This window comes from Megasphaera lornae, from assembly GCF_000214495.1.
In the GTDB taxonomy this organism is placed as follows: Bacteria; Bacillota; Negativicutes; order Veillonellales; family Megasphaeraceae; genus Megasphaera; species Megasphaera lornae.
On sequence record NZ_AFIJ01000026.1, the window covers coordinates 1 to 23,275 of the forward strand.

Annotated in this window: 14 protein-coding genes; all 14 read right to left on the bottom strand. The window is 48.6% G+C overall.

Annotation, left to right across the window (positions count from 1 at the left end):
* Positions 1 to 731 (bottom strand): ESPR domain-containing protein (locus HMPREF1039_RS03645; RefSeq protein WP_007391085.1); only part of this gene is annotated, 731 nt, incomplete at its 3' end.
* A gap of 403 nt (positions 732 to 1,134) precedes the next feature.
* Positions 1,135 to 2,127 carry a YadA C-terminal domain-containing protein gene (locus HMPREF1039_RS03650; RefSeq protein ID WP_007391074.1) on the bottom strand — a complete coding sequence of 331 codons (993 nt, stop codon included), beginning with the start codon at positions 2,125 to 2,127 and terminating at the stop codon, positions 1,135 to 1,137.
* Positions 2,124 to 11,291, bottom strand: a complete 9,168-nt coding sequence (locus HMPREF1039_RS03655; protein WP_007391054.1) for an ESPR-type extended signal peptide-containing protein — start codon at positions 11,289 to 11,291, stop codon at positions 2,124 to 2,126. Before HMPREF1039_RS03655 ends, HMPREF1039_RS03650 begins: the two co-directional genes overlap by 4 nt.
* Positions 11,292 to 11,875: 584 nt before the next feature.
* A complete protein-coding gene (gene panD / locus HMPREF1039_RS03665) occupies positions 11,876 to 12,259 on the bottom strand; it encodes an aspartate 1-decarboxylase (RefSeq protein ID WP_007391058.1) in 384 nt (127 codons plus the stop codon).
* A 2-nt stretch (positions 12,260 to 12,261) separates the two neighbouring features.
* Entirely contained in the window at positions 12,262 to 13,116 is an 855-nt protein-coding gene (gene panC, locus HMPREF1039_RS03670) for a pantoate--beta-alanine ligase (protein WP_007391072.1), read from the bottom strand.
* Between the two features lie 389 nt (positions 13,117 to 13,505).
* Complete coding sequence (locus tag HMPREF1039_RS03680) at positions 13,506 to 15,233, bottom strand: proline--tRNA ligase (RefSeq protein ID WP_007391061.1); 1,728 nt, start codon at positions 15,231 to 15,233, stop codon at positions 13,506 to 13,508.
* Between the two features lie 187 nt (positions 15,234 to 15,420).
* Complete coding sequence (locus HMPREF1039_RS03685) at positions 15,421 to 16,359, bottom strand: sirohydrochlorin cobaltochelatase (RefSeq protein WP_007391091.1); 939 nt, start codon at positions 16,357 to 16,359, stop codon at positions 15,421 to 15,423.
* A 96-nt stretch (positions 16,360 to 16,455) separates the two neighbouring features.
* Positions 16,456 to 17,658 (bottom strand): [FeFe] hydrogenase H-cluster maturation GTPase HydF, encoded by a 1,203-nt coding sequence (gene hydF, locus HMPREF1039_RS03690; RefSeq protein WP_007391090.1) that lies wholly within the window; start codon positions 17,656 to 17,658, stop codon positions 16,456 to 16,458.
* 24 nt (positions 17,659 to 17,682) lie between these two features.
* Positions 17,683 to 18,870 (bottom strand): nitrogenase component 1, encoded by a 1,188-nt coding sequence (locus HMPREF1039_RS03695; protein ID WP_007391080.1) that lies wholly within the window; start codon positions 18,868 to 18,870, stop codon positions 17,683 to 17,685.
* The gene (locus HMPREF1039_RS03700; RefSeq protein WP_007391075.1) at positions 18,861 to 20,186 is read right to left on the bottom strand and encodes a nitrogenase component 1; all 1,326 of its coding nucleotides are present in this window, start codon (positions 20,184 to 20,186) and stop codon (positions 18,861 to 18,863) included. The genes HMPREF1039_RS03695 and HMPREF1039_RS03700 overlap by 10 nt, the downstream gene beginning before the upstream one ends.
* 4 nt (positions 20,187 to 20,190) lie before the next feature.
* Positions 20,191 to 20,946, bottom strand: coding sequence for a nucleotide-binding protein (locus HMPREF1039_RS03705; protein WP_007391073.1), 756 nt, complete (start codon positions 20,944 to 20,946; stop codon positions 20,191 to 20,193).
* Between the two features lie 36 nt (positions 20,947 to 20,982).
* Complete coding sequence (hypE, locus tag HMPREF1039_RS03710; RefSeq protein ID WP_007391065.1) at positions 20,983 to 21,987, bottom strand: hydrogenase expression/formation protein HypE; 1,005 nt, start codon at positions 21,985 to 21,987, stop codon at positions 20,983 to 20,985.
* Complete coding sequence (gene hypD, locus HMPREF1039_RS03715; protein ID WP_007391063.1) at positions 21,984 to 23,039, bottom strand: hydrogenase formation protein HypD; 1,056 nt, start codon at positions 23,037 to 23,039, stop codon at positions 21,984 to 21,986. Before hypD ends, hypE begins: the two co-directional genes overlap by 4 nt.
* A 1-nt stretch (position 23,040) precedes the next feature.
* Positions 23,041 to 23,247, bottom strand: a complete 207-nt coding sequence (locus tag HMPREF1039_RS03720) for a HypC/HybG/HupF family hydrogenase formation chaperone (protein WP_007391078.1) — start codon at positions 23,245 to 23,247, stop codon at positions 23,041 to 23,043.
* Between the last annotated feature and the right edge of the window lie 28 nt (positions 23,248 to 23,275).

Sequence of the window (23,275 nt, forward strand, 5' to 3'; positions counted from 1 at the left end):
AACGTGCCGTCAGGCGCATTCAACCGGTTCAGCGTCGTAATAGCCGTGTCAATTTTACCGCCCTGCTTGGTAATGTCGGCAATGACCTTGGCATTATTTTCCGACTTTCCTTTATTGGCCGTAATTTGCTCTTGCATTTTTGCCAACGTGCCTTCAGGCGCATTCAAGTTATTCAGTGCCGTTGTATTCTTTTCAATCGCCGTCTTATTCGCCGTAACGGCGCCGCCTTCTTTCGTCAGCGCGGCAATCGCTTCAGCATTCGTTTGTATAGCCCGGCTGTTTTTCGTAATCGCCCCGGTTTCTCCCGTCAAAGCCGCAATCGCTTCTTTGTTGCTCTTTATTTCTCCGTTCTTCAGCGCCGCAATAGCCGTGTCAATAGTACCGCCCTGCTTGGTAATGGCAACAATGTCCTTAGCATTTTTGTCAATTTTCCCCTCATTTCCACCAACACGTCCCGACAAGGCATTTAATTGTTGCAATAATTCTTCAATTTTAGGATTCGCCGGAGTACTGTCCGGAGTGGTTACCGAAGCATTAGAACTTGCAGAAGCCATATTTATGCCGCCTGCAGAAGTCAACAAAACAACTGCCAACATAGCCGCACCGGTTGTTTTGACAACAATCCCGCCGCGTTTGCCGCTTTTGCTCTTACTTTGACTGTGAACCAGTTCCGATACAACCTGATAAATTCCTCTTGCTTTATTAAAAATAACGCGATAGATTTTATTCATTTTTCACATTCTCCATTCCTAAAATCATTATTAAAATACCCCCCCGAAAAAAACAACAAAAACACCGTTATACAGGAGAGGTAATGTTTTAATAAGACCGGCAGCTGCCGCCGTCTATACTATGATATGAGAAAATTAATCAAAAAATCAGTTTATTGTTTTCCTTTTATATTTTTATATTTATTTAAATTCTACCATAAAACGACAAATTAGTACATACCGGCACATATGAAATCTGTTATTACCACTATTATTTTTCTATGTTTCACGTGAAACACATTTTTTCTGCAATGCCGTATTCTTGCTGATTTAACCGCACCGCATTTCACAAAAAAGCAGTGCGGCCGACAACCTTACTAATGTTGTCAACCGCACCGCTATGTTTCCCGTCTTCTACGTTATTCTATTTTTTATTAGCCGCCATGGCCAGCACCATTTCTCGCAATTCCTGAATTTCACGTTTTTGTTGTTCATTTTCCGCTTTCAGTGCGCTGACTTCATCTTGCATCACATAAATAGAACTGATAGGTCCTGCCTTATACCGATCCGGAATTTCTTTTTCATCCTTTGTATGTCCGAATTTACGAGTATAGCCTACATTTACCATCGTATGGCCGGTGCCTAACGATACACCCGCATTCAGCATCGTGCTTTCATTGGTATAATGTGCAACCCCCAAGGCAACTGCCGTTTTTTGTTGATAATTTCCTATGCCCGCCATAATCTGAGTCGGTTCCACCGGATCATATTGCAACGGTTTCAACGCTGCCAATGCAGCCGCATCCGCACCGATTCCATGTGCTTCATCCTTAGTGTTGCCGATTGCCTTGGCCATACCGGCAATAGCCGTATCCATTTGGTCTTTATTCACCGCATCGGTCGGCAAATTACCTTGTCCAACGTTGTGCATAACCACGGGTTCTCCCGCTTTTCCCGGTTCGGCCGCCGGATTTACCAAGCTTACAGAGGGCGTTCCCTTACCGTCTTGTCCCAAGTCGGCAGGAGTAGCCGTCATATTACCGTCTTTATCGGTAACAAACCATTTTCCGTCTGTACCTTTAGCAATAGTATTCCCTGCATTGTCTGTATACGCCGTAGGAAGTCCTACAACATTTACTTTATAGCCGGTTTCAGTAGCTACCACTTTTGTATTCGTCCCGTCTGTGATATTCACTGTATCAAAGGACTTAACAGCCTTAACCGCTTTTCCGTTAACCTGTAAATTCCACGGGCTATTCATAATATCGGCAATCGTTGCCGCATTATGCTGCATAGCAACCAACGGATTGGCAGCAGTAGGATCGACGGAGCCGTCCGGGTTCTTCTTGCTTTCCGGTGCCTTTACTTCTTTTGCATCCGGTGCTACTTCGGCAAAATTACTTTTTACATTAGTCACGGTAATCGGTTTATTTTTTCACCAATTTGCACGCCTGCCGGATCGACCGGTCCCGCCGTTGTATCCGGTGTGCCGTCATCTTTTGCCTTGTAGTACTTATCGCCATCTTTTACGAGCGAATTGCCGTCTTTATCTACATATTGAGTAGGTGCAGAACCGTTCTTCGCATTTTCCGCATTCACCGCTTTGGCAATCTCTTCTTTATTTACCTTAACGGTTACTTTGCTTACACCGTCTTTAGATTCGGTAATGACTTTTGCCAAACCGTCACCGGCAAATTCTACGGTGTTCGCATGTCTTACCTGTCCGCTAACAGCCTTACCGTTTTCATCCGTTCCTTTAATGACAAATCCTAACTTCTGCAAATCATCAACAGTCGCTACGGTTCCGGATGCGGCATGTTCCAAATCCGCCAAGCCTTTTGTCGGACCTTCCTTAATTTCACTTGTTCCCGCTGCTACGTTCGTGAGCTGCATAGGATGTCCTTTTTCACCGATTTGTACAACCGGGACAGCGTCCTTCGCTCCTGCTATAACGTTTCCTTCATTATCCACTTTATCTGTCGGATAATACTTATTATCCTTTGCTTTAACAAGCGGATTACCTTCTTGATCGACATAGTGAATCGGTGCGTTTCCGGCTTTATCATTAATAGCCTTTACCGCTGCCGCCACTTTTTGTTCATCGACGGTCACCGTAATAACTCTCTTTTGGCCTTCCGTCTGACCGCTTACTTCTGCCAAACCTGCACCTTTAAAGTTTACTTCTTGTGCATTTTGTACTTTGTCGGCATACGTATCTCCCACGCTGAGTATCCAACCCATACGGCGAAGGTCATCTACTGTTGCAGCGGTATGCTTACTAACGTTATCCGACGCTGCATCCGTCGGTATGCTTAAATCGGCGAGTCCGGCTTTTGCTTTATCTGCCTGACTTGCATTCGGATCAGTCGGCGTTGCAATGGAAGTGGTTCCCGGTGCTATATTCATAAGTTGTGTCGGTTTATCTTTTTCGCCGACCTGAATTCCTACCGGGTCAACTGCCTGTGCACCGGTTTGCGGTGTTCCGTCATCGCCTACTTTATCCTTCGGATAATATTTACCGTCTTTGGCTTTAACCAACGGATTGCCGTCTTTATCTACATACTGTGTCGGAGCGGATCCCTTCTTGTCATTTGCGTCATTCACTACTTTAACAATATCTTCTTTATTTACCTTGACAGTTACTTTGCTTACACCGTTTGCAGATTCAGTAATAACTTTCGCCAGATCTTCCCCGGCAAATTCTACGGTGTTGGCATGTTTCACTTGACCGGTTACATCTGTAGTACCATCTGCCGCTTTACCTTTAATAACAAATCCGAGTTTCTTCGCATCCGCTACGCTGAGGCCATTCGTATCTTTGGAATTAGCTAAATCGGCAAGTCCGGCTTTAGCTTTCCCGACGATATCTTTATCATCGGTCGGTGCAGCAATAGTCGCCGTGCCTACGCCTACATTGCGCAATACGGTGCCTTCCGTCGTATCCGCACTGCCGTTCGGATGAACCAGCGCTACACCTAAATTCGGTACGTCTGCGGCTTTCTTACCTTGTAACGGCTGCGCATCCGGTTTTAATGTACCGGTGCCCTCAACAATATCACTCATCCTATATACGGCTTCTTCATCACTATTCGGCATTTTATGTTTTACCGGATTATCGGCGGCATTGTAATACAATACTTCATTTCCTTTTTGCAGCATGGGAATCATACGGTTTCCTTTACCGTCCACATACTGAATGGCATTCTGCGTACCTGTTACCAAATTGTCCGCATTTACATCAATGGTAATAATACGTGTACCGTCAGCTGCCGTTTTACCGCTAATCCATGCACCGCCGAGGCCGACAAATTTTACTTTATTGCCGTTTTTCACGACATCTTGATATGCTTTGTTACCGCCGTCCGCATTCACACTGGCTCCCAAAACAAATCCCATATCCTTCAAATCGCCTACGGTAGCTACTTTAGTATCCTTAGCAGCTTTCAAATCTGCCAACTGTACCGGTTTAGTATCGGTTCCCATCATGGGTTGTCCATCTTCTTTGTTAACCGGTTTTGATTCCGTGCCGCGAGCTACATTATCAAGCTGAATCGGTTTGTCTTTTTCACCCAAACGTATACCTGCCGGTGTCTTTTCTCCTGCGTCTGTATCCGGTGTACCGTCTGCTTTCGGTTTGTAATACTTACCATCATCACCTTTTACAAGCGGATCGCCGTTCTCATCTACATACGTTGTCGGTTCAGAGCCCTTCTTCGCATTTTCTGCATTGACCGCTTTGGCAATCTCTTCTTTATTTACCTTGACTGTTACTTTACTTACACCATTTGCAGATTCCGTAATGACTTTGGCCAAATCTTCACCGGCAAATTCTACCGTATCGGCATGTTTTACCTGTGCAACAACATCGGTTGTTCCATCTTCCGCTTTACCTTTAATGACAAATCCCAACTTCTTCAAATCTGCCACGGTCGCTACGGTACCGTCTTTCGCATTCGCCAAATCTGCCAAGCCGTTAGTCGGGTCATTGGCTTTATTAATAGCTTCCGTTGCCGGTGCTACATTGGTGAGCTGTGTCGGTTTACCTTTTTCACCGACCTGAATACCTGCCGGTTCCACTGCCTGTGCACCCTGTATAGGCTGTCCGTCGTCGCCTACCTTATCCTTCGGATAGTAATTACCGTCTTTTGCTTTGACAAGCGGATTGCCGTCTTTATCTACATACTGTGTCGGTGCGTTTCCAGCCTTATCGTTAATGCTCTTTACGGCATCAGCCACTTTCTTGTCATCGACTTTCACCGTAAATGTACGTACATTATCTTCTGTCTTACCGCTTACTTCTGCCAAACCTTCGCCGACAAATTTCACGGTTTGTGCATTAGTTACGGTTTCATGATAATTAGATCCGTCAGCTACCACAAAGCCTACCCGTTTCAAATCATCCACGGTTGCTACCGTTCCGGGTACGGCATGTTCCAAATCTGCCAAGCCTTTTGTCGGGCCTTCTGCCGTGATTTCATTTGTTCCCGGTTTAACGTTCGTAAGCTGTGTCGGTTTCCCTTTTTCACCGACCTGAATACCTGCCGGATCAACTGATTTTGCATCCGGTTTCGGCTGTCCGTCATCGCCTACTTTATCCTTCGGATAGTAATTACCGTCTTTTGCTTTAACAAGCGGATTGCCGTCTTTATCCACATACTGTGTCGGAGCATTTCCGGCTTTATCGTTAATGCTCTTTACGGCATCAGCCACTTTCTTGTCATCGACTTTAACCGTAAATGTACGTACATCATTTTCTGTCTTACCGCTTACTTCTGCCAAACCTTCGCCGACAAATTTCACGGTTTGTGCATTAGTCACGGTGGCATGATAATTACCGCCGTCAGCTACCACAAAGCCTACCCGTTTCAAATCATCTACGGTTGCTACGGTACCTGATTTCGCATTTGCCAAATCTGCCAAGCCGTTGGTCGGGTCATTTTCTTTATCAATGGCACTTGTTGCCGGTGCTACATTGGTGAGCTGTGTCGTTTTACCTTTTTCACCGACCTGAATACCTTCAGGTGTCTTTTCTCCTTCACCCTTATTCGGAGTTCCGTCCGGATTCTGTTTGTAGTACTTATCGCCATCTTTTACAAGCGGATTACCGTCTTTATCCACATACTGTGTCGGCGCAGATCCCTTCTTGTCATTTGCGTCATTCACTACTTTGACAATATCTTCTTTATTTACCTTGACAGTTACTTTGCTTGCACCGTCTTTAGATTCGGTAATGACTTTCGCCAAATCTTCACCGGCAAATTCTACCGTATTGGTGTGTTTTACCTGTCCGTTAACGGGTTTACCGGCTGTATCCGTTCCTTTAATAATAAATCCTAACTTCTTCAAATCATCCACAGTTGCTACCGTTCCGGGTACGGCATGTTCCAAATCTGCCAAGCCTTTTGTCGGACCTTCTGCCGTGATGTCATTTGTTCCCGGTTTAACATTCGTAAGTTGTGTCGGTTTCCCTTTTTCACCGACCTGAATACCTGACGGTTCCACTGCCTGTGCGCCCTGTGTAGGCTGTCCGTCATCGCCTACTTTATCCTTCGGATAGTATTTACCGTCTTTTGCTTTGACAAGCGGATTGCCGTCTTTATCTACATACTGTGTCGGTGCGTTTCCGGCTTTATCGTTAATACTCTTTACGGCATCCGCCACTTTCTTATCATCGACTGTTACCGTAATAATTCTCTTTTCGCCTTCCGTCTTACCGCTTACTTCTGCCAAGCCTTCGCCTTTAAAGTTGACTTCTTGGGCATGTTGTACTTTTTCGGAGTAACTATCTCCGGCACTGACAACAAATCCCAATTTCTTCAAATCTGCCACAGTCGCTACGGTGCCGTCTTTCGCCTTCGCCAAATCTGCCAAGCCGTTGGTCGGGTCATTTGCTTTATTAATAGCTTCCGTTGCCGGCGCTACGTTCGTGAGCTGAATCGGTTTATCTTTTTCACCCAAGCGTACGCCTGCCGGATCGACCGCTCCGCCGTCTGTATCCGGTGTACCGTCTGCTTTCGGTTTATAATACTTACCGTCACTACCCTTTACAAGCGGATTGCCGTCTTTATCCACATACGTTGTCGGTGCGGAGCCCTTCTTGGCACTGTCCGCATTAATGGCTTTTGCCACTTCCTCTTTATCGACTTTTACCGTAATAATTCTCTTTTCGCCTTCCGTCTTACCGCTTACTTCTGCCAGACCTTCACCGACAAATTTCACGGTTTGTGCATTAGTCACGGTGGCATGATAATTACCGCCGTCAGCTACCACAAAGCCTACCCGTTTCAAATCATCCACGGTTGCTACCGTTCCGGGTACGGCATGTTCCAAATCTGCCAAGCCTTTTGTCGGACCTTCTGCCGTGATTTCATTTGTTCCCGGTTTAACGTTCGTAAGCTGTGTCGGGTTCCCTTTTTCACCGACCTGAATACCTGCCGGATCAACTGATTTTGCATCCGGTTTCGGCTGTCCGTCATCGCCTACTTTATCCTTCGGATAGTATTTACCGTCTTTTGCTTTAACAAGCGAATTTCCGTCTTTATCCACATACTGTGTCGGAGCGTTTCCGGCTTTATCGTTAATGCTCTTTACGGCATCAGCCACTTTCTTATCATCGACTTTCACCGTAATAATTCTCTTTTCGCCTTCCGTCTTACCGCTTACTTCTGCCAAGCCTTCGCCTTTAAAGTTTACTTCTTGGGCATGTTGTACTTTTTCGGAATAACTATCTCCGGCACTTACGACAAATCCCAGTTTCTTCAAATCTGCTACTGTTGCTACGGTGCCGTCTTTCGCCTTCGCCAAATCTGCCAAGCCGTTAGTCGGGTCATTTGCTTTATTAATAGCTTCCGTTGCCGGTGCTACATTCGTAAGCTGAATAGGTTTATCTTTTTCACCCAAGCGTACGCCTGCCGGATCGACCGCTCCGCCGTCTGTATCCGGTGTACCGTCTGCTTTCGGTTTGTAATACTTACCGTCACTACCCTTTACAAGCGGATTACCGTCTTTATCCACATACGTAGTTGGTGCAGTTCCTTTCTTTGCCCCTTCTGCGTTAATAGCTTTCGCCACTTCATCTTTATCTACTTTAACCGTAAAGGTGCGGACATCATCCTTTGTTTCACCGGTAACCGTTGCCAGACCTTCGCCAACAAATTTCACGGTTTGTGCATTCGCCACGGTGGCATGATACTTAGCTCCGTCCGCTACGACAAATCCCATTTTCTTCAAATCATCCACGGTCGCTACCGTTCCGGGTACGGCATGTTCCAAATCTGCCAGTCCTTTGGTCGGGCCTTCTGCCGTGATTTCATTCGTTCCCGGTTTTACATTCGTAAGCTGCATAGGCGTATCTTTTTCTCCTAAGCGTACGCCTGCCGGATCGGTCGTGTCGTTATCGAGTGTGCCGTCATCTTTTACTTTGTGATAATTACCGTCATCACCTTTCACAAGCGGATTACCGTCTTTATCTACATACGCAGTCGGCGCAGTTCCTTTTTGTGCATTGGCGGCATTCACAGCCTGTGTAACATCATCTTTATTTACCTTAACGGTCACTTTATGCTTGCCGTCTTTAGAAGTTACCACAACATGTGCCAAATCTTCCCCGGCAAATTCTACCGTATTGGCATGTTTTACTTGTCCGGTGACAGCACTGTCATCGTCGGCTTTGCCCTTGATAACAAAGCCCAAATTGCGCAAATCTTCTACGGTCGCTACATTGCTTTTCTGACTGTCTTTGCTCAAATCAGCCAATCCATCTGTCGGATCACCGGTTTTATTGATCACATCGGCGCCGTGTTTGACATTGGTCAAAACGGTCGGATGAGATTCCACATCCGCCACACGAGCTGCCGGTGCGACAGACGGTTTACTCGTATCCGGTGTATTATCTTTATCGCTGACAGGATAATAATATTTCCCGTCCTGAGCTCTAACCAACGGTTTATTATTCGCATCGACATAACGAATCTGTGTAAATCCGTTATTGAGGAATTCTTGTTCAACGGCTTTTCCCGTTTCTTTACGGTCAACGGTTACCGTAATCATTCGTGGTTCTTCGCCTTTACCGGCGGCGGTGACTTTCGCCAAATCTTTACCGAAGAAAGAAACTTTGCGATTATGAACCACCGCTTCGGAATACTTATCGTCCGGAACACTTAAAATCCAACCTATTTTACTGATATCATTAACGTTTACACCTGTCTTTTCTGAGATATTGGATAAATCGGCAAGACCATCCGGCGTTAACTGTGTAACGGCACCGTTCACATTGGCCAATTGCAATCCTTGTCGTTTACTGGTGATAGCCGCCGGGGTTTCCTCCTTCGATTCGTCTAAAGAACCATCAGGATTTACCTTAAAGAACTTACCACCTTTTTGCTGTAATTTTTCCCCTTTCGCATTCAGGTACACCAACTCGCCGATTTTCTTTTCCAGCTCATCACGTGCCTGTTTAGCCGCATTCATGCGCTTAACCAATTCACCGGCCGTAATCAAGCCGTCTTCATGATTTTTCGTGGAAAAAGAACCGTCCGGATTGGCAATCAATTCCGTGGTTTTGGCTTTAAGGGTAATACGCGGTCCTTCTTTATCTTGCGTCAGTTCCGTACTGAGGTACGATTGTCCGGAAATTTTCAGCCGTGCATTATCTAAAAGGAAATCGCTAAAAGCCTTTGGTGTTCCTGCACCGGCGGAATCCGCTTCCACCATCATATTTACGTTTCTGAGTTGTGCCACGTTGACCGCATCCGTATCATTCGTCCCGGCTGCAACATTGACAATTTGCCGCGTAATTGCATCTGTTGCATCCGGAGTGCTGCCGTTTTTACCGATGGACAACGCCCCGGCATTGGCTTTGAATGCCGGCCCTTTCAAGCCTGCATACACATGGGTACGAATACCGTTTTCAATATCCGTCTCCGTTGCCTTCGGCACTTCCCAAGCAGACGGCGTCACTTTCACTTCATAATTTTCAATCAAATCCGCCGCTCCGTCTTTCAGCTTCAACTGTATAGACCCGGCTTCTTTGGACTGATCAATGGTTGCCGCCTTATAGCCGTAGAAATAGCCCGCCATATCGGAGCCTCTGTCGGCCTCCGCCAAAGACCCCAAGGCAACGCTGTCCGCATTCTTAGCAATCGTACCGTAACCGACAGCCGTTATACGGTGTGCATCTCCGGAGTCGGGCCATGCCGATGCCCGAGCCCCCAAAACGACTGTACCGTTCCCTTTAGCAGCACTGCCCATACCGATAGCCACGGCCCCGATACTGTCATGGCCGGCTTTCTGCGTTCCTACGGAAGCCCCGGCACCGAGGGCGACGGCACCGAAGGAGTCCTGTTCAATACGAGCCAACGCACCTACTGCCGTTCCCATTTGGGTCAATACATGCGCTTTCGTACCGATAGCCACCCCGGCTTCGCCGGCATACGTTGATCCTTCATTCGGATTCCCCGGATTATTATCTACTTTTCTATATCCCGATAACTTTCTGAAAATACCGTCATTGTTTAAATACATCGCATAAAATGAGTCATTCTGCTTACCATCTCCAAACGTATTGCCGCCCATAACGATACTGTATCTGCCCGCTATGGAATTGGAACCGATGGCAATGGCCTGATCCCCGAGTGCACGGCTGTGATGGCCGACTGCCACCTGATCCGTACCGCTATCCCGTACGACATCATAAAAATTAACCTTTTTGTCATCTGATGCGGCTGTATTAATATCCCCTTCGCCGTAAAAACGATCGGAAATATGTTTTTTCGTTCCATCCTTTATTTTTGTCATTTGTGCCCGGGAATATACACGACTGGCCCATATGTTCGCCGTGCTGGCAAAGTCCAAATAAGTATTTTCAGTACCGGGAGTAAGAAATACGATATTGCTGGCACCTGCCAACGAATTGGTACCGATAGCCACGGCATTTTTATTGAATACAGGATTGTTCGTATCATCGCCGCCTAAAGGATGCGTTACTTTCGCTCCGGGATTTCCTATATTTCCGGGACGACTATAGGCGGCACGTGCCATTCTACCTATGGTAATGGAATTGACGCCGGACTGCGTGTCACGACCGATGGCGATTCCCGCTATACCGCGCGCATACGAATCACGGCCGAAAGAAATACCGTCATTTTGCAATGTATTCCCTAAAATAGCTATCCCGCCGTCTATATTCGCATACGCCCCGGCACCGATAGCAACCGTACGATATTGCACGGCATGGGCATTTCTGCCTATCGCTACGGCACCGTATTGTTCCGCATTTGCTTTTACCGGATTTTCACCGGGTTTTACCATATCATTATCTACGGCCGTACCGTTGCCGGTTCCTTTTTTCACGTAGTTGGCTTCCACCTGCTTCATTACTTCATCTACAATTTTTTGTGTAGCCGGATCTAACGTTGCGCGATCATTCGCCGCCCATACGGGAGCTTGTACGGCAGTCCCCATAATCACTGCCAAAACGGCGGCAACGATCTTGGTCTTCCCGCCGCGACTCTTCGCATATTCCGAAACGACAATATACGCCTGCCGCGATTTACTCCAAACAACTTTAAAAATTCGATTCATTCTTTTCTCCCCTTTCCTAAATACGTATACATGAAATTATGCTCTTATACAATACATGTATTTATACCCATAACCCTCTTTACAATATATGGATATTTCCGCTTTACCCTCCCCCGTTTTCATAAAAAATATTTACTTACAGCAAAGAAATATCGAATATATTTAAGAACATGGTACCATAGGGACATCTTCTCTGTAAATAAAGTATTCCTATTGTGTATAGTATTAGTTTGCATATTTATTGTTTTTTTTTTTACATATCCGTTTTTATGGTCTTTCATTTCTCCCGGCAGCACGATTGTTCCGCTGTTTCGTTCCGGTACGTATATTCCTTTGTCTTCTCAACCGGTCCGAAACCGTTGTCCATGCGGCAAACGTCCCGCGGTAACGGTCAATTGGTCAATATTTTTTATTTTTATAAATTCACACGGTTTTTATGCTCTTTTTTTAATAAAAGTACAATGACAAAAAGTAATATAACAAGCAACCTTATTTGCCGGCAACCGCCGGAAGTGCCACAAAAAAGAACAGAGGAAAGGTCGCCATACAGACCTTTCCTCTGTTCTTTTTTACTGCCTTGCCCGTTACTCGATATGCCCGTGTTCTTCCAAATGGCGAACTTCCTTAATTTTATTTTGTCCGTCCACCAATACGACAGTCGGTGTATACGTAACCGCTTCTTCTTCCTGCATCCAAGCGTAACACATAATAATCACCACATCCCCCGGCTGTACACAGCGGGCGGCCGCACCATTCAAACAAATCACGCCCGAATGCGGCGGTCCGGGAATAACATAGGTTTCTAAGCGCGCACCGTTATTATTGTCCGTAATTTGCACCCGTTCATTAGGTAAAATATGCGCTTTTTCCATCAAAGCCGCATCAATCGTAATGCTGCCGACATAATGCAAATTCGCCTCTGTGACGGTGGCGCAATGAATTTTGGATTTTAACATATGGAATTGCATGGTTATCGTCCCCCCAATATACAATTATCAATTAATCTGGTGTTGCCGATATACACGGCAATCGCCAACAAGACCGATTCTTCTTGTATCGTTTCAATATCTTGCAATGCCGGAAACGTATACAATTCCACATAATCAATCCGCGCTAACGGTTCCTGCCGCAAAGAAGTCGTTACCAATTGTTTTAAAACCGCCGCATTTCGTTCTCCCTGTTGAAATGCCGCTTCGGCTTTTGCCAAGCTCTGCGAAAGAATTAAAGCGCTTGCCTTTTCCTCGCGGCTTAAATAGGTATTCCGCGAACTGCGTGCCAAGCCGGTTTCTTCCCGTACAATCGGCACCATATGAATGGTCACCGGCAGGTTCAAATCTTCTACAAACCGGCGAATGACGACCACTTGCTGCGCATCTTTTTGGCCGAAAAAGGCATGCGTCGCCCCGGTAATATTCATAAGTTTCGTAACCACAGTCGCTACGCCGCGAAAATGGCCGGGCCGTTTCGCACCGCATAATTTTTTCGTAATCTCGCTTTCCACCTGCACATACGTGCCGTATCCGGAAGGATACATGTCCGCCGGCGTCGGACAAAACATGGCATCTACGCCCGCCCGTTCCAACGCTTCCCGATCCTTTTCTTCTTGTCGCGGATAGGCTTCATAATCTTCATTCGGCCCGAATTGCACGGGATTGACAAAAACCGAAGCAATGACCGTATCGCATTCTTGCTTGGCCGCTTTCATCAAAGACAGATGCCCTTCATGAAGGCATCCCATGGTCGGCACTAACGCGACTTTTTTTCCGGCGGCGCGTTGCGCCGCACCATAAGCCCGCATTTCTGTTACAGTACGAAATACTTCCATTGTATGACTCCTTTTACGTTCCTATATTTTCGGCAAAAGAAAAAACCTCTCGATGAGGGATCGAAAGGTATCTGTTCATTACGACAAACCGGGTGTATCCAAGCACCGGCTGCCCCCTTCTGTCCCGGTCTCAACGATCCAAGCAGGATGGCGTTTCCATACGTATGCGGTACGGCTGCAATGCCGTACGGGCATGAAAGTATAACTCACCGAAGTGATATCATCTTTTGCCACATCCGTATCATATCATATTTACTGCCGGCGGGCAATAGTGAACAAATTCACGATTATTTTTATGGCGAAAATACGCAAAAAACGACCGGTTCTCTTCCCCCCGACACGCGGTACTCGCGTATACCGTGCGGGGGAAAAGAACCGACCGTTGCCGTTTATTGACCGCTTGCCCGCAGTTCACGGAGAATGGCCTGTACTCTGCCGACCGCCGTATGTACGGGCACCACTTCTTTCACACCGGTACGCCGTACTTTTATTTCTACGGTTCCTTTGGTTTTTGTATCTTTTCCTACTACAATCTGTACGGGATAGCCGATAAGATCGGCATCATTAAATTTAACGCCCGCCCGTTCCGGACGATCGTCCAACACAATTTCCGAACTGTCGGCGGATAATTGCGTATATAATTCCCGTGCCGTCGTAACCATCACTTCATCTTTCATATTTAACGGCAAAATAACCGCTTCGTACGGCGCAATGGCTACCGGCCAAAGAATCCCCCGTTCATCATGGTATTGTTCAATGGCCGCCGCCATCGTACGCGTAACGCCGATGCCGTAGCAGCCCATGACAAACGGTTTGGCCTTACCGTCTTTATCCAAAAATGAAGCTTGCAGCGCTTCGGAATATTTCGTTCCCAATTGGAATACCTGTCCCACTTCAATCCCCCGGGTCAATTGAACGGGCGCGCCGCATTCCGGACAACCGTCCGCAGCCGTAATCAAACGAATAGCGGCCACTTGTACCCCCGTAAAATCCCGCGACGGTGTAACGTGACGATAATGGAATCCTTCTTCATTGGCCCCTGTGACGCCATTATAAATTTGCATCGCCGTCGGATCGACGAGAATATGAAACTGTTCACTTGCTTTTGCCGCGCCCAAGGGACTCATGTATCCCGGCACCAAGCCGTATTTTTGTAAAAGTTCCGCACTTGCCGGGGTCGCGTCATGCCCGCCCACAACATGTTGCACGGCCACTTCATTGACCTCATGATCGCCGCGCACCATACACAATACCAACTTGCCGTCAATGTCCAACGCTACCGCTTTAATGGTCTTTTCCGCCGGTACGCCTGCCGCCTGTACCAGGTCTTCAATCGTCGAACAATGCGGCGTGGCAAATTTTTCTATCGCCTGCAACGGTTCCGCCGCCGCCTGTAAGGGGTTCGGAGTCGCCTGTTCCACATCGGCGGCATAGGCGCACTGCGTACAAGTGACAATATCCGCTTCGCCCGAAGCGGCCAAGGCCATAAATTCATGGCTGTGTTTCCCGCCGATTTGTCCCGAATCCGCCAACACGGTGCGATATTGCAGGCCGCAGCGAGTAAAAATACGGCTGTATGCCTCATACATAGCTTGATAACTTTTTTCCAATCCTTCCTGATCCGTATCAAACGAATACGAGTCCTGCATGACAAATTCCCGACTCCGCATTAATCCGAAACGGGGACGGATTTCATCACGATACTTATTTTGGATTTGATACAAATTGACCGGCAACTGTTTATACGAACGTAACTCATTGCGTACTAACGTCGTGATCAATTCTTCATGCGTCGGGGCCAAGCAATATTCATTTCCGTGCCGATCCGCCAATTTAAACATTTCTTTGCCGTATACATCCCACCGTCCCGATTCTTGCCAAATTTCCGCCGGCTGAACAATGGGCATCATAATTTCCTGCGCCCCTGTTTTATCCATTTCTTCCCGAATAATTTTTTCAATCTTCAACACGCCGCGACGTGCCAACGGTAAAAAAGAGTAAAACCCCGAGGCATTTTTACGAATCATGCCCGCTTTCAACATATATTTATGACTCGCCACCTCGGCTTCCGCCGGATCGTCGCGCAGTGTAGGACAATATAATTTAGATGCTAACATTATTCCTTACCCTCCTAAGTACCCGGAACCTGTACGTCCCTGAGTTTACCATAAAAAAAACGGTCTTTTTAAACAAGACCTTACTTGGCATTTTTGTTTTATTTTATACCGGCAACGATAGACCCGTCAATGAAAATCCGAAGAAAGACGCCGCCCCGCCACGGAGTTCCCCATGGGCCGGCTCTCCTTACGCTTCGTCGTGCAAATATTCCCGAGCTTCCCGTACACGGACTAAGAACAAACGGCGTACGGCCTCATTTTCTCCCAACCCGTGCAAGTAGGTCCGCACGTGAAAGCCGGCCCTTTCCAACTGCCGCCGATCCGCCGTCGCCATATCGTTCCGAGCATGTTCTCCGGCCACCAGCATGAGCGGCATAAGGGTCACGGTTTGTATATGCTGCGCGCGTAAAACGGGCAACACGGACGCTAAATTCGGCCAGCCTTCGACAGAATAAAGGTATACCTGCCGCCGCAATATTTCCTGTAACCGCAATTGAATCACGGAATAGTACGCATTGGCCGGATGCGGCGTACCATGGGCCAGCCACAACACGGCGCCATGATTTTCCGCCGGCGGCAAGGCGGGTTCCATGGCCCGAATAAAATCCGCAATGTCGTCCCGTTGCGCTTCTTGTCCCATCCAATATAATAACGGCGTACTTAATACCAGTTGTTTAAAAGACGTTTTATACTCTTCCCACAGGGCCAGTTTATAGGCATATTCCACGCCGGGTATAATATCCAGAGAAATCATCAGCACCCGAGTATAGCCTTCCTGCCACAATTTCTGCAGTGCTTCCGCCGGTAAAAGTACCTTTCTCCCTTGTGTGCGTGCCAACCGGGATACCACAATATGGGAAGTAAACGCGATTTCTACCCGCATATGCGGATACGCCGCCTGTATATCCCGCACGACCGGCATAATGCCGGCATGCGCGGCGACAGTATGGGTCGTGCCGAAACAAAGCACGATGACGGCATCTTTATTCGGTAGAGTCGCCATGTCGGGACAGCAATACGAACGGACGCCCAACTGTGTCGCCCGTACCAACGCGGCCGGTGCTTGCCGCACTTCGGCATGTAACATGTATCCCCGACCGTAAGCCGCTTGTTTTTCCTGTTTCATAAAGATTCTCCTTATAGGTACCTCGAATACCGACCGTATCTCGCCGCGAAGAACCGCCCGCACGCTGCACGTTTACCGCCCCGAAGCGGCCGGCCCTTAGGATTCCGCCAAGGCTTTCAACGCCGGAAAGACACTTAAACTGCGGGGCAAAATGCCCTTCATATAGGCAATAGCCGTGCCGTAATTAGTCATGGGCAGACCCTGATCGCCGGCACATTTCAGGCGATATTGCAATTCTCTGCTATTCAACATACACCCGCCGCAATGTATGGCCAACGCATACGGACGCAGGTCTTCCGGAAACTCGCGGCCGGAGGAAGTGGCAATGACCAGTTTTTTCCCGGTAAATTCCCGCAACCACCGCGGCAATTTAACCGTACCGATATCTTCACACTGCCGATGATGAGTGCATCCTTCCGAAACCAGCACGCAATCGCCGTCCTGCAGTGTACGAATGCGGCGAACCCCTTGAATCGCCGCTTGTAAAAACCCTTTATGGCGAGCCATTAAAATAGAAAAAGACGTCAACGGAATATGCGACGGCGTCACCTTCGCTACCGCCGCAAAAGCCTGACTGTCCGTAATCACTAAATCCGCTTTATATGCCAAGCGTTGCAGCGTGGCCGCTAATTCCGTCGTTTGTACGACCAATGCCGAGGCATGTGCATCCAAGATTTCCCGAATCGTTTGTTGCTGCGGTAAAATCAAGCGGCCTTTAGGAGCCGCCGAATCTACCGGAACTACCAGTACGACAAGATTGCCGGGCTGTAACAAATCTTTCACAATCGGACAGGCTTCTTCTTCCGGTTTTAAAACCGCCAAGCGTTCTTTTAATTCATAAATGCCCTGTTTTTTTAACGCGCTCACATATATCTCATGTTCGCCTGCAGGCGGTACGTGTTCCAGCATATCCCGTTTGTTGTACACAATAAGATACGGCAGTCCTTTTTGTTGTATCAGTTGCAATACTTCCATATCCAACGGCCGTAAGCCCGCAGCGGCATCCGCTACCAGCACGGCAATATCCGTTTTATTCAATACGCGCCGTGTACGTGCCACCCGTTTTTCCCCCAAGGTTCCCGTATCGTCCAAGCCGGGCGTATCAATAATCAGCACCGGCCCCAACGGTAATAATTCCATCGCCTTGGAAACGGGATCGGTCGTCGTTCCTTCCGTGTCCGAAACAATAGACAAATCCTGTCCGGTAACCGCATTGACCAGGCTGGATTTACCGGCATTACGATACCCGAAAAAGCCGATGTGAAGACGTTCTCCCGAAGGAGTGTCCTGTAATCCCATGTGTTATCCCTTCTTTCCTTATACTTATATATGAAAAAAAGAATTAAAATCTTTAAATAAATTGGGAATCGACGCCTGATACAGACGTCCGGAAAAAGCTTCATGCCCTAAGGGAATAAATTTCGCACCTTCCGGTATAATCGCTTCATATAAAGGATCGGCTATGATGGTTTTATAGGCTTGCAAAATTTCCATGAGCGCTCCTTCCGACCGTACCTGATGATCTCTCGCGCCCAACGTTCCCGGCGCCGCCGCCAACGGACAGCAAACATCCGCACCTTCTCCGGTGACGCGCTCCAGGGCCGCCGCCAGCGAGGTCGCATACACACTTTCGCCGATAATTACCGTCGCCGTTTCTTTTTCTTGTCGCACGGTCAATAAAGGATATTGTACCCGCCCCGTGGCCGCGGCCGTCCGCAAAGACGCGGCCAGTATCTCCTGCAACGGCGGTAACGGCAAACCGACGACATACGGTTGAGAAAAGCGTTCCTGTAATACCGTGGCCGCCCCCAAACCTCCGTACGAAGCTACCAGATTCACCTCCGCCCTGCCGGCATCTCTGATTTCTTCATACACACTGCCCATGGCCCAAAGAGAAGAAACGGCAAATCCCTGCCGCGTAAGACAACGACGCAGTGCTTTTTCACTGCCGTTAACCGCAAAATCCAACGGCGTTACGCCCAATATATTGACCTTCAGCCCCTGCCCTTGCGAAGCAAAGGACGGTTGCCATGAGCAACAGGACGAGGGGGCGGAAACGGCGGCTACCATATGTTCCGCCACCATTTTAAAGGCCTTAAAAATTCCCTGTTCATACGTCTGCATACTGTTCGTGGCAACAAAAAACACGGGCAACCCGGTCCGCTTTTGCAAGACTTTCGCCAATGCCGGGAAATCCGTCCCCATCAGCAACGGCACCGGCGTACATAAGAGCGTAATAAACCGCGGTTGATACTTGGCGGCCGCCGTTTCCACATCGTGAAGCAATTTTTCTTCATTGCCCAGCACGGCATCCATTTCCGTCAACCCGGTAATAAAAATAAGGCTGTCCGTATCATACCAACGCGGTTCGTCATGCGTCGTATACGTCGAGTTGCAACCGGACGGATCGTGAATCACCGTCATTCCGCCCAATTCAAACAACGCCGAACACACGCCGAACGTATCGGCGGAATACGTGGAAATACGACTGACCGCTTCTTTCATAAACATGTCGGACACCCCCATCCTTTTTGCTGTATATATGCCGCCGCCGACTTTTCTTCCCGCACGGCCTTGATCAGTTGCCGCGCCATTTCTTGTATCCCCGCATAATCACGCCAGCCGCCGCCTTCTACGATATTGACGAAGTGCGAAGTACCGGTATAGTAAGCCGCCTTCTGTCCGATAGCCAAAAAATCGGTGTCCGTACGTGCCGCCGCATGCATATACGCATGCCGTACGGCATACACCCGCACGGTCGGAAAGTGGCGCTGTAACAGCGCTACATCCGCCTCATCATCCGGAACGGCCGTGTCGCAATAGATGCGCTGTACATTAAAGCCCTGTTCCAATAATAACCGGGCCAGAGAAAAAGGACGCGTAACCGCTGTAAAATCAATTGCAATCGGTCGTCCGCCCACGATTTTCAACGCTTCCTGCAAACGGCGATCGCATTGTTGTTTTGTTTCCGTATACGACGGCAGAGCAATCTGTAACCGCTGCGCCAATCGTTGTAAATTCGCTTCTATTTCTTCATAATTCCACGCAGCGGACAAATATACTTGTTGCTGCCCCAATCTTTTTTCCAACGCCGCCAGCGCAATATGTGCCAACGGTTCTTGCCCGATATTTAGAAAACTGCTTCCCATGGCCAGATATTCTTCATACGACGTACAAGTCGGCAATTGTCGAAGACGATAGCCGTTCGCCCGCAATAACGAAGACAATTCGCACTGCGGCCGTACCGGTAAATTGCTGCCGATCATATTAAGCGAAGTACCGTCTACCGCTTGTTTCTCCAATAAACTGTAAATTTGTCGCCGTGTACGCATTTCCGCCGTTAATTTGGAATGCCGGCGAATCGGATCCATCCAGCACGGCACAAAGGCAATGTGAGGATAGGCGGATACTAATTGTTTATATACATGTTGCCAATCACAGCCCATAAAATGATGTATGCAGGAAGGATAAATAAAACAAGCTTTCGGCGCCTTGGGCAGCCGTGATAAAATTTCCGCCGTCCCCCGCAAAACGGTGTCTTCCATGGTGCCGTCAAATAACTGCTTTTCTTCCACAACAATAGAAGAAAAACGGGAAAGCGCCCCCATTTCGGCCGCCGTCAAAACGACGCCGCGCAAACAGCCGAGTGCGCAAATATAAATTTGATGTGATTCGGGCACCAACATATTAGTATGTACAATATTCCAAGTGCCTCGTGCCGGCGGCGAGTATTGCAGCCCGTCATAAAAAAAAGACGGAAATTTCGCCGCGGCAATGGGCAAATCCACTACTTGCGGGTCCGGGGTTCCCTTTATACGCTTCAACATAGGCTCACCTCAACGCATCCCGATACACGGCTTGGGCCAACCGCCGATATTCCTCGGCCATGCTGCTTTCAGGAAACGCTTCGATCACCGTTTTTCCCGCCTCTTCGGCCGCCGCTACGACGGTGCTGCGACTGAGGGTCCCGATGACGGGCGCCTGAATGTCCGCCGCCAAGGCCTGTACTTTTTCCGTTTCCTGCAACACATTGCGCCGATTTAAAATCAGTCCTCCCAAGCGGGCATACCCTCGGTCTTTAAACTGCCGCACGGCCATGGCTATATTGGCCGCCGCATATATGGCCATATTTTCTCCCGAAGTAACAATGTACACGGCATCCGCATACCCGTTGCGCATGGGCATGGAAAACCCGCCGCATACTACATCTCCCAGTACATCATAAAACACGACATCCGGTTTATATTGTTCATACACGCCTTGTTCCGCCAACGTTTCCAAGGCCGCTATAATACCGCGTCCGGCACAGCCGGTACCGGGAATCGGACCGCCGGCTTCGACACAAATACAATTTTTATAGCCCCTGACAATCATGTCCGCCAAGGTTACTTGATCTTCTTTTTCCCGAATTAAATCCAACACGGTCCGCCGGTGCCTTTGACCGTGCAGAGCCGTCGTCGAGTCGGCCTTCGGATCGCAGCCGATCTGCATGACCCGAAGACCGCTGTCGGCCAATGCGGCCGTCATATTACAGACCGTAGTGGATTTTCCTATACCGCCTTTTCCGTAAACGGCAATTTTAATCATAACCCGTTCTCCTATACCCATTTGCAGGAAAATCTATTAACAAATACGCGGCAACAATTCTCCCCGCGGCGGCGGCAACATGGTTTTAGCGCCGATTTCCGTTTCCATCACAACATGTCCCGCCTGTTCCGCCGTTACCCTGCCGATAACCGCCGCTTCCCGCGCATACGGCGTACGACGTAACGCCGCCACTAATGCCGGCGCCTGTGCGGCCGGAGCAATCACGACCATACGCCCTTCACACGCCAAATACAGAGGTTCCAGGCCCAACATGCCGCAAGCCCCCCGTACAGCGGGCGCAACCGGAATCTGCGCACTTTGTAAACAAATTCCCACCTTACTTTGCGCCGCAATTTCATATAACACCGTACCGACGCCGCCACGCGTAGCATCTCGAATTACATGTACGTCCTTAGTAACGGACAACATGCTTTCTACAGCTCCCCATAACGGCGCGCAATCACTGGTAACGGCCGCGTCAATACCGAATGTATTACGCGCTAATAAAATCGTACAGCCGTGCCGACCGATATCACCGGTAACGATCACCGCATCTCCCGGTACGGCCTTGGCCCCGGAAGTTTCTACACCGTCAGTCAGTTTCCCGATGCCGGTAGTCGTAATAAAAATACGATCCACCTGTCCTTTTCCCGCCACTTTGGTATCTCCGGCCACCACCTGTACCCCTACTTCGGCAGCCGTTTCGGCCATCGTTTTCACATACCGGTCCAAGTCACACAGCGGCAACCCTTCTTCAATAACCACGGCGCATGATAAATACAACGGCTCGGCTCCCATGCAGGCCAAATCATTGACCGTGCCGCAAATACTCAACTTGCCTATATTGCCGCCGGGAAAATCGGACGGCGACACAATAAAACCGTCCGTAGAAAATGCCAATTTTTTTCCCGGTGTCGGTAAGACGGCGGCATCATCCCCTGTAAACAAAGGATTGGCCAAATGCGCTTTGAATACCGTATCAATTAATTCGGCCGTTTTTTTACCGCCCGCACCGTGCGCCAACGTAATACATGCACTCATGATTCCATTCCTCCATATTGATAGTACGCAGAACAGGCGCCTTCTTGCGAAACCATACAAGCGCCTACCGGATGATCCGGCGTACACCCTTTACCGAATACACCGCATTGCGAAGGTTTGCATTTTCCCTGCAGCACCTCGCCGCAACGGCACAAGGGATTGACTTTGCCTTTTAACCGCGGAACCGCATATTTTTTACGGGTATCATACGCCGCATACGCAGGCCGCAATGTCAACCCGGATAAGGGAATAACTCCCAAGCCACGCCATTCCGCATCGCAAGGTTCCATAACGGACGCCATCAGTTCTTTACCGGAAATACTGCCTTCCGAGGTTACAACACGTGGATAACAATTGACAAAAAACGGTTTCCCTAAAGGATATTTTGCCAAAATCACCGCAAAAGCCGTAAGTAATTCTTTCGCCGTAAAGCCGGCCACTACCCCGGAAACGCCTTCCGCCACCAGGGCTTCGCAATGTTCGGTTCCCATAACCGCTTCCACGTGCCCCGGATACAGAAAAACATCCGCACTGCCCTTTAAAGACGCATACGCCATGGGCATCGTCTTATTGGCCGTAAGAACAGAAAAATTTTTCAACCCTGCCGCCCGTGCCTGTTTAACAGCCAAACAAGCCGCCGGCGTCGTAGTTTCAAAGCCGACCGCCAAAAAAACCGTTTCTTTTTCCGGATGTGCCGCAGCATACGTATACGCATCAATCGGGGAATAGACAATTTCAATGTCCGCCCCCAAACTTCTTGCCCCGGCCAGACTCATTTCGGTTCCGGGGACACGTAACAAATCGCCGAAAGTACATAGGGTGACTTTTTTCTCCAACGCTAACCAAACGGCTTCATCTATATATTCTATGGGCGTCACACAAACCGGACAGCCCGGTCCGGAAATCAATTCCACTTGCGGCGGCAAAATTTGCCGAATGCCCAAGCGAAAGATTTCATGAGTATGCGTACCGCATACTTCCATAATGCGAACGGGCGGTCCGTCGTAACGGCGAATGATCTCCAAAGCCGTACGCTTTTTTGTACCGCCCATGTTACAAATCCTCCAAAATATCGTCGGTTTCCGCCGCATCATCGGCAGTTATTTTAGCAATGGCCATACCCGCATGCACCATCACATAATCTCCCGGATCCAAGCCGGCGATAAGCGCCGCCGAAACTTCCCGCTTAGCCCCCGAAGCATCTACTAAAGCCATACCGTTTTTAATAGTAACCACACGTGCCGGTAATCCTACGCACATAAAAAAAACCTCCTTTACACCGATAGTA